This is a genomic window from Vibrio floridensis (genome assembly GCF_021852965.1).
Lineage (GTDB): Bacteria > Pseudomonadota > Gammaproteobacteria > Enterobacterales > Vibrionaceae > Vibrio > Vibrio floridensis.
Genome location: NZ_JAKGCY010000002.1, coordinates 105,676 through 119,274 on the forward strand (window position 1 = coordinate 105,676; position 13,599 = coordinate 119,274).

Genomic DNA, 13,599 nt, shown 5'->3' on the forward strand with positions numbered 1-13,599 from the left:
CAATGAGTGAGACAACTCTCAATGCTGCAGAGCAACCAATCGATGAATTGGTTAGTTGGGTTAAGCAGCACGATTTCTCATTGAACCTGACCACCGAGCGATTGGCGTTTCTCATCGCCATCGCTGTATTAAGTAACGAAAGGTTTGATGAAGAGTTGGGTGAAGGTGAGCTGCATGATGCGTTTACTATCGTCACTCGACTGTTTGAAGAAACGGGTGAAGCCTCAGCGTTTCGCGCCAACAACGCCATCAATGAGTTGGTTAAGCAGCGCCTGATCAGCCGCTTTACCAGCGAAATGACGGAAGGTGCCAGTATCTACCGTCTTTCGCCGTTGGCGATCGGCATTACCGACTACTATGTCCGTCATCGAGATTTCTCCAAGCTTAGATTATCGATTCAACTCTCCATGGTGGCTGGCGAAATGGCGAAAGCCATTGAAGCGGCCAAGCAAGGAGGGACGGCAGGGCATTGGAAGAAAAATGTCTATGCGGTGCTGAAATATTCAGTGGGTGAGATTTTTGATCAAATCGATCTCAACCAACGCGTGATGGATGAGCAACAACAATCGGTTAAACAGCAAATTGCCGATCTGCTGAACAAAGATTGGCGTGAAGCGATCAACAACTGTGAGTCACTGCTTTCAGAAACCTCAAACACGCTCAAAGAGCTGCAAGATACACTGCAAGCGGCAGGGGATGAGCTGCAAACTCAGATCTTGGATATTCAAGAGTTGGTCTATGGGGATGAAGAGCTCGAGTTTATCGAAGAAACTCTGTTTGGGTTGCAGATGAAGCTCGATCGCATCACCAGCTGGGGTCAACAAGCCATCGATCTGTGGATCGGTTACGACCGCCATGTTCACAAATTTATCCGTACCGCGATTGATATGGATAAAAACCGAATCTTCAGTACTCGTCTACGCCAATCGGTCAAAGATTACTTCGACATGCCATGGTATCTCACTTACGCAGATGCTGAGCGTTTGAGCGATTTGCGTGATGAAGCCTTAGTGCTGCGTGACGACGAAGTGACCGGACAAGTGCCACTTGAAGTGGAATATGAAGAGTTTCAACAAGTCAATGATGAGCTTGCCGAGCGTATCGGCGAGATGTTGCGTCTCCATAAAGATAACGGCAAGCCGATCGATCTCGGCATTGTTCTCAAAGATTATCTCGCGCAACACCCTCGCACTCATCATTTCGATTTAGCTCGTATCGTTATCGACCAAGCGGTGCGCATGGGTTATTCCGAATCGGATTACCAAGCGATTCAGCCAGATTGGCAGGCAATTAACGACTACGGCGCAAAGGTACAAGCAAATGTCATCGACCGATATTAATGAATACATGCCAGAAAATCTGGCCAAAGCGATTTGCAACCCGCTGTTTCCAGCATTGGATAGCATGCTGCGCGCAGGTCGTCACATCTCGAGTGAAGATTTAGATAACCACGCACTGTTGTCGGATTACGAAGTAGAGCTGTCGGCTTTTTACCAACGTTACAACACCGAATTGGTGAAAGCGCCAGAAGGTTTCTTTTACCTTCGTCCGCGTTCAACCTCATTGATTGCCCGCAGTGTGCTCTCTGAGCTGGACATGTTGGTGGGTAAGGTGCTCTGTTTCCTTTACTTGAGTCCAGAGCGTTTGGCACATGAAGGTATCTTTACCAATCAAGAGTTGTATGAAGAGCTGATCGCACTGACCGATGAAAAGAAACTGATGAAATTGGTGACCAACCGAGCATCCGGGTCTGATCTCGACCGTGAAAAGTTGTTCGAAAAAGTACGCACCTCATTAAGACGTTTACGCCGTTTAGGCATGATCATCAATGTGGGAGACAGCGGCAAGTTCAGCATCAGTGAAGCGGTGTTCCGTTTTGGTGCGGATGTGCGCGCGGGAGATGATATTCGCGAAGCGCAATTGCGTTTGATCCGCGATGGTGAAGCAGTGGTTCACACTCAAGAGCCGACTCAGGCAAGCCTACTGGCTGACGAAGAAGAACAGGATTATAACGAGCAAGCTGAATTAGAAGGTGAAGCATGATTGAAAGAGGTAAATATCAATCGCTGACCATGGTCAACTGGAACGGCTTTTTCGCTCGTACCTTTGATATTGATGGATTGGTCACCACCCTGTCAGGGGGCAATGGTGCAGGTAAATCAACCACGATGGCGGCGTTCATTACCGCGTTGATTCCAGACCAAAGTTTGCTGCATTTCCGTAACACAACCGAAGCGGGCAGCAGCCAAGCCTCTCGCGATAAAGGTTTGTACGGTAAGTTACAACCGGGTGCCTGTTACGCGGCATTGGATGTAGTGAACTCACGCAATCAACGCTTACTGTTTGCGGTGAAGCTACAGCAAGTGGCGGGTCGTGACAAAAAAGTGGACATCAAGCCGTTTGTGATTCAAGGCTTGCCAAGTCATGTGAAGCCAACGGATGTGCTGATTGAATCGGTCTCGGCCACTCAGGCGCGCGTTCGTCAAATCAACGAAGTGAAAGAGAGCGTTGCTCAGTACGAGGGCGTTCAGTTTAAGAGCTTCGCTTCGATTGTCGATTACCATGCACAGATGTTTGAGTTTGGCGTTATTCCGAAGAAATTACGCAACTCGAGCGACCGTTCTAAGTTCTACCGCCTAATTGAAGCTTCATTGTATGGCGGTATCTCGAGTGCAATTACTCGTTCGCTGCGTGACTACCTGTTGCCACAAAATGGTGGGGTGAAGAAAGCGTTCCAAGATATGGAATCGGCACTGCGTGAAAACCGTATGACGCTGGAAGCGATCAAAACAACGCAAGCTGACCGCGATCTTTTCAAGCATTTGATCACGGAATCCACCAATTATGTGGCGGCAGACTATATGCGTCACGCCAATGAGCGTCACAAGAAGTTAGAGCAAAGTTTGTCACTACGCTCTGAACTCTTTAGCTCGCGCGAGACACTGATTGAGCAAAACCGCTTACTGAACCAAGTTCAGCAAGAGTTGGAAATGCTGATTGAATCAGAATCGGCATTGGAGCAAGACTACCAAGGCGCTTCTGACCATTTGCAGTTGGTGCAAAATGCTTTGCGTCAGCAAGAGAAAATCGAGCGTTACCAAGAAGATCTTGAAGAGCTGAATGAGCGTCTTGAAGAGCAATCCATGGTCGTGGAAGAAGCGCAAGAGCGCGTCTTAATGGCCGAAGAGCAGTCTACCGTCGCAGAAAACGAAGTAGACAGCTTGAAAACGCAGTTGGCCGATTACCAACAGGCGTTGGATGTGCAGCAAACTCGCGCGCTTCAATATCAACAGGCAGTTCAAGCGCTAGAAAAGGCCAAAGTGCTTTTGTCTGACAGCACGTTAACCGCTGAATCTGCGCAAGCCTTGGTGGCGCAGTTAACCCAAAGCGAAGCAGAGCAGACCCAAGCCTTGTTGGCGCTAAAGCACAAACTGGATATGTCCTCCGCGGCCGCACAACAGTTTGAAAATACGCTGAAATTAGTGCACAGCATTGCTGGTCAAGTTGAACGTGCAGAGGCTTCTCGCCATGCGAAAGCGGCTATTCAACAAGCGCGTTCCGCGCAGCAAGTGGTGCAAAACGAAAACCAATGGCGCGCGCAGCATCGTGACTTAGAACGTAGCTTGAATCAGCAAAACCAAGCGCAAGCCTTGGTCGCGGAATACCAAAAAGCACACCAAGTTACGCTTGATGATGAAGTGATGTTTGAGCAAGAGCGTGAACGTCATCATGCTCAACTTGACTCTCTTGAGATTGCGTTGGAAGAGAATCGCGAGTCGCGTAGCGATCAGCGCCGTCAGGAGCAAGATTTACAAAGTGACATCACGCAGCTTCAGGCGATCGCGCCAAAATGGATTGCGGCCAATGATGCACTGGAAAAACTGCGTGAGCAAAGTGGCGCAGAGCTGGCGGATAGCCAATCGGTGATGTCACAAATGCAGCAAGTTCTTGAGCAAGAGAAACAGCTTTCTCAAGCCAAAGACAAGCTGGCAGAGCGTCGCAGCCAACTGGAAAGTGAAATTGAACGTCTGGCCTCTCCTGGTGGTTCTAATGACCCACGTTTGAAAGGTTTAGCGGATACGCTAGGCGGTGTCTTGCTTTCTGAGATCTATGACGACATCACCATTGACGATGCGCCTTACTTCAGTGCGATGTACGGCCCTGCACGTCATGCGATTGTGGTGTCCGATTTGTCGGGCATCGAAGAAAAACTGGTGGAACTCGACGACTGTCCTGAGGATCTTTACATCATTGAAGGCGATGTGGATGCCTTTGATGACAGCTCAATCAAAGCGGAAGAGCTAGAGGGTGCAGTGTGCGTGCGTTTGAACGATCGTCAAATGCGTTACTCTCGCTTCCCTGTGATCCCGCTGTTTGGTCGCGCAGCACGTGAACAACGTCTAGAGCTGCTGCGTAGCGAGCGCGAAGAAGTCGTTGAAAAGCACGCGAAAGCGGCATTTGACGCGCAGAAAATGCAGCGTCTATTCCAAGCGTTTAACCAGTTTGTGGCGGAGCACATTCAAGTGGCCTTTGCCGCGGATCCTGAGCAAGCACTTGTGATTGCGCGCGATAAGCGCAACCAACTGACGCGCACTCTGGCTGAGTTGGAAGCGAAAGAGCAGCAGATGCGCAGCCAAATCCAAAACAGTAAGCAAGCGCTTACCATGCTGGATAAATTGGCACCGATGATGGCGGTGATCAGCGATGACACCATCGCAGAGCGCTTCGCGGAACTGGAAGAGAAAATTGCTCAGTTGGCCGATGCGAAGCAGTTCTTAAACGCACACGCCAAAGCGGTTGAGCAGTTAGAAAGCCAATTAGCGGTACTTGACGCTGATCCTGAGCAGTTCGATGCACTGGAAGCGCAATATCAAAGCGCAGATAGCCAATTGCAAGCGTTGAAGAAGCAAATCTTCGCCTTGTCGGATTTGGTTGAACGTCGCCACTATTTTGCTTACGCCGATTCGGTTGATCTGCTTAGCAAGAGCAGCGAGCTGAGTGAACAGCTAAAAGCGAAATTGGTGGAAGCGGAACGTGCACGTAGCCGTTACCGTGATGAGCTCAAGCAGCAGCAAGAGCAGATGAACCAATACAACCAAGTATTGGCCTCTCTCAAGAGTTCATACCAAGCGAAGCTGGAAACGGTTCAAGAATTTAAGCAAGAGCTGGCAGAGTTTGGTGTCAGTGCCGATGAAGGGGCGTTGGAGCGCGCGATTCGCCGTCGTGACGAACTTCACGAGCGTTTGCACACCTCACGCAGCCGTAAGAGCGAGTACGAACGTACCCTCACTTCAACAGAGCTGGGCATGAAAGAACTCGCCAAGCGCTTGAAGAAGGTGCAAAAAGAGTATGTAGAACTGCGTACGTTTGTCGTTGCTGCGAAAGCAGGCTGGTGCTCAGTACTGCGTTTAGCTCGTGAAAACGACGTAGAGCGCCGTCTACATAAACGTGAGCTGGCTTACTTGTCGGCGGGCGAACTGCGTTCCATGTCGGATAAATCATTGGGTGCACTGCGTCTTGCGGTTGCCAACAATGATGATCTGCGTGATGCACTGCGACTATCTGAAGATAATGCGCGTCCTGAACGCAAAGTCTTGTTCTACATTGCGGTTTACCAGCACTTACGTGAGCGTATTCGCCAAGACATCATCCATACCGATGATCCGGTCGAAGCGATTGAAGAGATGGAAGTGGAATTGGCTCGTCTGACGGAAGAGTTGACCATGCGTGAAAACCGCTTGGCCATCAGTTCTGAGTCGGTGGCGAGCATCATTAAGAAAACCATCCAACGTGAACAGAACCGTATTCGCATGTTGAACCAAGGTTTGTCCAACATCTCGTTTGGCCAGGTGAAGGGAGTTCGACTCAATGTGAAAGTGCGCGAAAGCCATGAAGTGTTACTGAATGGTCTCGCCACGCAGCAAGAACAGCATAAAGATCTGTTTGAAACGGCACGTTACACCTTCTCTGAAGCGATGGCGAAACTGTTCCAGCGCGTTAACCCGCACATTGATATGGGGCAACGTTCACCACAAGTCTTGGGTGAAGAACTGCTGGATTACCGCAACTACCTTGAGTTGAGCATTGAAGTAAACCGTGGCTCTGATGGTTGGCTACAAGCGGAATCGGGTGCACTGTCTACTGGTGAAGCGATTGGTACTGGTCAATCTATTCTCTTGATGGTGGTGCAAAGCTGGGAAGAAGAGTCACGTCGTCTGCGCAGTAAAGACATCGTACCGTGTCGTTTGCTGTTCCTTGATGAGGCGGCGCGTTTGGATGCGAAATCGATCTCAACACTGTTTGAGCTCTGTGATCGCCTCGATATGCAACTGCTTATCGCTGCGCCAGAGAACATCAGCCCAGAGAAAGGCACCACTTATAAACTGGTGCGTAAAGTGTTTAAAGATCACGAACACGTGCATGTCGTCGGTTTGCGTGGCTTTGGCCAAGAGCAGAAACCGAAGAGTGAAGCGCAACAGATGATCGAAGAGTTTGAAGCGTAAACTCAGTAGCGATAAAACCAAACGCCCGCGATGATCATCGCGGGCGTTTTTTATGGTTGATGAAGCTCAGGGCGAGTCAGCGTTTGCAGGCGAAATTGCTTCGGTGAAGCGCCGCTCCATTTACGAAATGCGTGACGGAAATTGGCGCTATCGGAAAAACCAATACGCTCTGAAATCTCTTCAATGCTCATTTTCGTGGAAGCAAGGTAGTGGCGGGCAAAATGGAAGCGCACATGATCTAAGATTTGTTGGTAGCTACTCTCTTCTGTTTTCAAGCGACGGCGAAGGGTTCTTGAGGACATGCCAAGTTCGGCGGACAAGGTTTCAATAGACGGATAATACCCTGGTCTTTCCACAAACATTTGGGTGATTTTCTCCTTGAGGCTCGCTTTGCCGCTTACTTTCTCCAACATTTCGTCGCACGATTTAAGGCACAGTTGCAGTGTGGCGGTATTGGCCGCGGGAAGGGGCTCTTGCAAACTCCTAGCATCAAACTGCCACTCTAAACGTGGGCTGTTAAACTCGATTTGGCAGTGAAATATTTGCCGATACAGTTCACTGTATTCCGGTTCGGGATAGGGGAATCGGATAATCGTGGAAGGGAAGGGCTTTTGCATCACTTCTTCGCATAAGCTGTGTATTGCAGCAAACCAATATTCACAACAAAAAGGCAAAAGAGATTGCAAATCAATCAATTGTTCGGCGCGAAAATAGCCGGTATGGCCTTCAATACCCATGGTCTTTTTGAGCACAGGGCCGGCCAATCGCAGGTACTTAAAGCCAATCATCATCGCGTCGAAGAGCGTATTGCTGCTAAATATCGCGTAACCCAGCACGCCAAAATCACTAAATCGGGCTTGCTGACCGACGCGCAGACCTAATCCGCCCTCTTCTGAATGGGCTAAGGCATTGCTAAAAATCGCCAATTTTTGTGCGAGTGTGATGTGCGTGTCCGGAGTATAGAGTTGCGAAACGCTGAGACCACTGCCGAGCAGCAGTGAGTCAATGCTGACTTTTGATTCCAAATAGCGGTTGAGTAACTGCAGATCTAAAATGCCACAAGCTTGAGCATCCGGTTCATAAACGGCAGCGTATTTCATTGTCCCTCTCCATTTCAACGTCATCCTAGCGCGGACTGAGGTGCGATTCAGTCACCTTAAGATAATTTTGTCCGAATATCACCGTTTTTTGTCTTTTTGTAACCTGTGCATCATGTTATCAAAATGTTGTAATTATTTAAATTGCACCGTGGGAGAGAAACATGAATGTACTGGCTAGGCAAGATAGGGACGTACATCGCGATCAAGGAGTGATGGCAACCCATGACGCCACAGCAAGCGAACTTGCAACGTGGTTTTCCGAATTACAAACGGCTTATCAAGCAGAGCCTAGCGCGAGCTACTTGGTGAGAAAACATCGATTACTGGCGCTAAAAAAACAACTTTCTCGGTATCAAGACGTACTGGCAGAAGCAATGAGTCAAGATTTTGGAGGTCGAAGTCATACCGAGTCCATCATGGCGGATGTGCTTGCGCCAATTCTTGATATCAACCATGTACTCAAACATTTAAAGGGGTGGATGAAGCCCAGCCGAAGAGCGACAGAGTGGCTGTTTAAAGGCAATCAACTGGAGGTTCGTTATCAGCCGAAAGGCGTGGTAGGCATTATCTGCCCTTGGAACTTCCCTTTGTACCTCTCGATAGGCCCGATGATCTCGGCGCTAGCCGCGGGCAATCGCTGTATGATCAAGATGCCACCCAATTGCCCGCAAACCACGCGACAGCTCCGTCGCATGCTTGCCGAGATCTACCCAACAAATCTAGTTCGTATCGTAGAAGGTACGCATCCAGAAGCGATGGACATTTCACATTTGCCTTTTGATCATTTGGTGTTTACTGGGTCCCCTGCGAGCGGAAAGATCATCATGGCAAACGCTGCCGCCAATCTCACACCAGTGACGTTAGAGCTGGGGGGCAAGTCGCCAGTGGTGGTGTTTGATGATTATGAGATAGCAAAAGCAGCGCAGCGAATTGCGCATGGTAAAGGGTTCAACTCTGGGCAAATCTGTATCGCTCCCGATTACGCGTTTGTGCCTGAAGGTAAGCAAGAAGCCTTTGTTGATGCGTTGAAATCTGCCCATCAAAGTATGTACGGTGATATCAAGGCCAATCAAGATTACACCGCGCTAGTCGACGACGCGCAGTACCAGCGATTCCATAGCTTACTTGAGGATGCGCGAAGCAAAGGAGCGACGATTACCCAATGTCTTGAACCTGGAGAAGGGCGAAAAACGCCGCTGTATATTGCGACCAATCTGACGCCAGATATGCGTATCTGCCAAGAAGAGATCTTTGGGCCTCTGTTACCGGTTCATACCTTTCAGGCCATCGAAGAGGTCATCGACTATATCAACCAACGGCCAAGGCCTCTGGCGTGTTACTTGTTCAGCCATCATCCAAAACAACGTGAAACCTTGCTCACTCAAACCCACAGTGGCGGTGTCACCATTAATGGCTGGGGCTGGCATGTGCTCAACCATTCTGTGCCGTTTGGCGGCGTCGGCAATTCCGGAATCGGCAACTACCATGGCGAAGAGGGCTTCCGCGAACTTAGCCACGCACGCACCGTCTTGAAAATGCGTGATTGGTTTCCGATTCAGTTGTTTGCGCCACCATATGGCAATTGGGTGCAAAAACTGGTGGTACGCGTGTTCGCGGGCAAACCTGATCCCACGCTGAAAGAGTGATTTTTAAAAAGCTTCAACCGTACTGATGGCGTTGAAAACGTCTTAAAACAGAAATACCCAGTCGAGGTAGAGGAGAGAGCATGAAGGAATATGATTTTATTGTTGTCGGTGGCGGCTCTGCCGGTTGTGTGTTGGCGTCTCGATTAACGGAAGATCCTAACGTCACCGTCTGTTTGCTGGAAGCGGGGGGTAAAGATAGCAGCCCTCTCATTCATACACCTGTTGGCATGGTGGCGATGATGCCCACTAAAATAAACAATTGGGGGTTTGAAACCATCCCACAAGCAGGTTTGAATGGTAGAAAAGGGTATCAACCGCGGGGCAAAACGTTAGGCGGTTCCAGTTCTATCAATGCCATGATGTACGCCAGAGGGCATCGATACGACTACGACTTATGGGCGAGTTTGGGAAACGTCGGTTGGAGTTATGACGACTGCTTAACTTATTTCAAAAAAGCGGAGAACAACGAGATTCATCGTGATGAATTTCATGGCCAAGGTGGCCCTTTGAATGTCACGAATTTACGCTCACCGAGTGACGTGTTGGAACGTTATTTAGCCGCTTGCGAGTCGATCGGCGTCCCACGCAATCCCGACATCAATGGCGCGCAGCAGTTGGGAGCGATGGCCACTCAAGTAACACAAATCAATGGTGAAAGATGCAGTGCCGCCAAAGCGTATCTTACTCCTCATTTGGACAGGCCAAATTTAACGGTGTTAACTCAAGCTACCACCCATAAAATTCTCTTTGACGGCAAGAGAGCTGTTGGCGTCGAATATGGCCAAAAAGGCCACACGTTTCAGATCCGCTGTAAGCGAGAAGTGATTTTATCTGCTGGCGCGTTTGGCTCTCCACAACTGCTTTTGCTTTCGGGCGTCGGGGCGAAGAAGGATTTACAGCCATATGGTATTCAGCAAGTTCACTCATTACCCGGGGTAGGGGAGAACTTGCAAGACCACATTGACTTAGTTCATACCTATCGTTGCAGTGCCAAGCGCGATACTTTTGGTGTCTCACTTCGTATGGCGTCGGAATTAACCAAAGCGTTGCCACAATGGATCACGCAACGGACGGGCAAAATGAGCAGCAATTTTGCTGAGGGGATCGGCTTCTTATGCTCTGATGACAGCGTAGAGATCCCCGACCTGGAGTTTGTTTTTGTCGTGGCGGTAGTGGACGATCATGCGCGTAAAATTCATGCAAGCCACGGCTTTAGTAGCCATGTGACTTTATTACGACCCAAAAGTGTTGGCCGCGTCAAACTGAACAGCGCCAATCCTTACGATGTGCCCCACATTGACCCGGCGTTTTTCACGCATCCAGAAGATATGGAAATCATGATCAAAGGCTGGAAAAAACAGCAGCAAATGTTGGAGAGCTCGGCGTTTGATGACATTCGAGGGGAGAGTTTTTATCCCGTTGATGCCTCGGATGACAAAGCGATAGAGCAGGACATTCGTAACCGAGCCGATACACAATATCATCCGGTTGGCACGTGCAAAATGGGCGTGGCAAGTGATCCGCTGGCCGTGGTTGATCATCAGCTCAGAGTTCATGGCTTAGCGGGGCTAAGGGTGGTGGATGCCTCCATTATGCCGACCTTGATTGGTGCAAACACCAACGCGCCAACCATCATGATTGCGGAGAAAATCGCCGATGCGATTAAAGCGCACTATGCGGGTTTGGTTTGTGCGGAGAAGGAAACTATGCCAGTGGTTTAACCGTTGTTAAGAGTGTCGTTGTCGACGTTTTAGGATAAAAATACGCCACTGCGCTCAAATGGCCAACAAGAAAACGCCCGCAATCATCGCGGGCGTGTATCGTATAAGTGACGCAAGAATTGATCTAGCTTGCGCTGCTATCAAAATCTTGTTTTGCGCCAAATTGACGCATTGAATACGCGACGCGCTCTTCCGCTGAGGGATAGACCAGTGGTGCGCCCAAGTTCTCAATATGGTGTAAGCGTGGTAAAAGCCCTGCACCGTTGGCAATTTGAATCGCTAGACCAGGGCGAGCGTTGAGTTCCAATACCATTGGTCCTTCTTCTTTATCCAACACCATATCGGTACCGAGATAACCCAGTCCGGTCATTTCCCACGCACTGGCTGCCAAGGTCAACAAACGTTGCCAATGAGGCACTTGTAAAGTAGCAAGATCTTTTCCTGTGTCTGGATGGTGAGTGACAGGTTGGTTGAACTGCACGGCACGAATCGCTTTCCCCGTCGCAATATCAATACCAACCCCAACCGCACCTTGGTGCAAGTTGGCTTTTCCATCCGACGCGGCCGTTGAGCAACGCATCATCGCCATCACAGGGTAGCCTTTGAATACGATGATCCGCACATCGGGCACCCCTTCGAAGCTGAATCCGTCAAAGCAGTTATCAAACTTAATTAAGTTCTCAACCACGGCGACATCGTTCTTACCACCAAGAGAGAATAGCCCCGCCAGCGCATTAGAAATATGACGTTCAATCTCTTCTTTGTTGATGTTGGAACCCGAAGGTTTGGTGTAAACGCCCTCTTTGTGCGAGGTCACCACAAGAATGCCTTTACCGCCACTACCACGAGCGGGTTTGATAACAAACCCGGGCCAATCTTTGACCATTTCGTGAATGCGTTTCACATCGGCCTGATTGCTGATCACACCAATCAACTGCGGCACTGTACAGCCCGCACGTTGCGCGATGATCTTGGTTTTGAGCTTGTCATCCACCAAAGGGTATTTGGAACGGTCGTTGTAGCGACCAATATAAGCGTGGTTACGCTTATTCATCCCCATGATCCCTTTGCGTCGCAGCTTCATCGGTGATGTGTACTTAGACAAAAAGGAGAACATAGATTAATCCTCTGCCAGTGGTTTGAAGCGACGCAACTCGGTGATGCGGTAACCGGTGTAAGTACCCAGTAATAGAATCGCTGCCAGTACAACAAGCTGCAGACCAATAAAGTTAAAGGTCAGGTGCTGGATGTATGGGTTAGTCATGCCAAGGTAAACCAATACTGCAGTAAACAGTGAACCACCGCCTTGCAGTACCACCTCTTTCGCGCCTTCTTCTTCCCACAAGATGGACATACGTTCGATGGTCCATGACAAGATGATCATTGGGAAGAAGGTGATAGAAAGGCCTTCGGTTAGACCAATCTTGAATGCCACGACGGTGAACACGGAAATAATCAGAATAACGGTAATAATGACCGCAGATATCCGCGCAACCAACAGCAAGTTCAGTTTGGAGAGGTAGCTACGAATGATCAAACCCGTACCCACAATCAATAAGAAACCGACAATCCCCGTCACCAGTTGCGTCTGTACAAACGCCACGGCAATCAGTACGGGCATAAAGGTGCCGGATGTTTTCAAACCAATGATGACGCGCAAGAACACCACAATGAGTGCGCCAATCGGCACCAACATAATGGTCTTAAACATCGCTTGTTCTTCGAGAGGTAAGCTGTGAATTGAGAGGTTCAGTAGGCCATCGGCTTCCACTTTGTTATTGGTTGCCGCTTGCGGTGAAATGTCTTGCGCAATCATCGAGAAATGCACTTGGCTATTTTGACCACCGACCAAATCTAACAGCGATACGTTAGAATCATCCCATACCAGCAAGTTGCCTTGGTCAGCGTGTTGCTCAGAGTTTGGCGAGAATAGAACCCAAGATTGCCCATCCCACACTTGAATCATCGATTCAATCGTTTGGCGACGACGGCCATCTTCCAAAGAAATCACGCCAACCAGCTTGCTTTGAACATCGGCAGTCGACAGAAGTTTGTAAATGGTGGTGGCACGGTCAGCGTTGTTAAGCAGTAGCGCTGCGTTTTGGCTGTCGGGATCGTTGAGTGTCTTGATCAACTCGCGCGTGAACGTGATGTTATCAGATGAGCGAGCCATCGCGCGGTCAATCAGAGCTTGTGCGGCGGTTTGTTCCGGATTGGAATAGGTCGGTTTGTTGATCGGCTCAGTGGGCGGTTGTACAGTCACTTTTGCCTGTGGGTCGACGAGAAACTGCGTTTTGTAGTAAATCGTTTGTGGGCCACTTGCCTGACGGATCGACCACTCGGCGCGGCGGCCCGAAGCCGTATTGACGTATGAAACACCATAACCCGGAGAGGATGCCGTTTCGTTGATCAACGTAAAACCATTTTGCGTATGAGGCGCAGCCAACGAGGCTTTGACCTCTTGACCACTGGCATTGAACTCGATACGCGCTTCAATATCCCAGATCTGGCGGCTTTCGCCGGGCGTCCATGGCACGCCATAGGTTTGATGGCGAAACACGCTGAGTGTTATTCCTGCGACAATCAGCAGGATGATAGAGAGATAAAAAGGAACTCGGGAAGTCATAGC

The 13,599-nt window shown here is 49.5% G+C and carries 8 protein-coding genes; 5 read left to right on the forward strand and 3 right to left on the reverse strand.

Features of this window, described 5'->3' with window-relative positions; translation table 11 throughout:
- The first annotated feature begins 2 nt into the window (after nucleotides 1-2).
- Genes mukF through mukB form a run of 3 tightly spaced genes read left to right on the forward strand, consistent with a single transcriptional unit; the run spans nucleotide 3 to nucleotide 6,503 of the window.
- Entirely contained in the window at nucleotides 3-1,340 is a 1,338-nt protein-coding gene (gene mukF, locus LZU85_RS04845; protein WP_237286526.1) for a chromosome partition protein MukF, read from the forward strand.
- Entirely contained in the window at nucleotides 1,321-2,043 is a 723-nt protein-coding gene (gene mukE / locus LZU85_RS04850; RefSeq protein WP_011080023.1) for a chromosome partition protein MukE, read from the forward strand. The genes mukF and mukE overlap by 20 nt, the downstream gene beginning before the upstream one ends.
- Entirely contained in the window at nucleotides 2,040-6,503 is a 4,464-nt protein-coding gene (mukB, locus tag LZU85_RS04855) for a chromosome partition protein MukB (RefSeq protein ID WP_237286527.1), read from the forward strand. The genes mukE and mukB overlap by 4 nt, the downstream gene beginning before the upstream one ends.
- A gap of 50 nt (nucleotides 6,504-6,553) precedes the next feature.
- Here the strand turns inward: mukB and LZU85_RS04860 are convergent, their stop codons facing one another.
- Nucleotides 6,554-7,603: an AraC family transcriptional regulator gene (locus LZU85_RS04860; protein ID WP_237286528.1), complete on the reverse strand. Its 1,050-nt coding sequence runs from the start codon at nucleotides 7,601-7,603 to the stop codon at nucleotides 6,554-6,556.
- A gap of 161 nt (nucleotides 7,604-7,764) precedes the next feature.
- On the opposite strand from LZU85_RS04860, the gene LZU85_RS04865 reads away from it, so the two are divergent.
- A complete protein-coding gene (locus LZU85_RS04865; RefSeq protein WP_237286529.1) occupies nucleotides 7,765-9,249 on the forward strand; it encodes a coniferyl aldehyde dehydrogenase in 1,485 nt (494 codons plus the stop codon).
- A gap of 80 nt (nucleotides 9,250-9,329) precedes the next feature.
- Nucleotides 9,330-10,970 (forward strand): GMC family oxidoreductase, encoded by a 1,641-nt coding sequence (locus LZU85_RS04870; RefSeq protein ID WP_237286530.1) that lies wholly within the window; start codon nucleotides 9,330-9,332, stop codon nucleotides 10,968-10,970.
- A 124-nt stretch (nucleotides 10,971-11,094) separates the two neighbouring features.
- Here the strand turns inward: LZU85_RS04870 and LZU85_RS04875 are convergent, their stop codons facing one another.
- Together LZU85_RS04875 and LZU85_RS04880 are read right to left on the reverse strand one after the other, a co-directional pair.
- Nucleotides 11,095-12,087 (reverse strand): alpha-L-glutamate ligase-like protein, encoded by a 993-nt coding sequence (locus LZU85_RS04875; protein ID WP_039554233.1) that lies wholly within the window; start codon nucleotides 12,085-12,087, stop codon nucleotides 11,095-11,097.
- A 3-nt stretch (nucleotides 12,088-12,090) separates the two neighbouring features.
- The gene (locus LZU85_RS04880) at nucleotides 12,091-13,596 is read right to left on the reverse strand and encodes an inactive transglutaminase family protein (protein ID WP_237286531.1); all 1,506 of its coding nucleotides are present in this window, start codon (nucleotides 13,594-13,596) and stop codon (nucleotides 12,091-12,093) included.
- Nucleotides 13,597-13,599 lie beyond the last annotated feature (3 nt).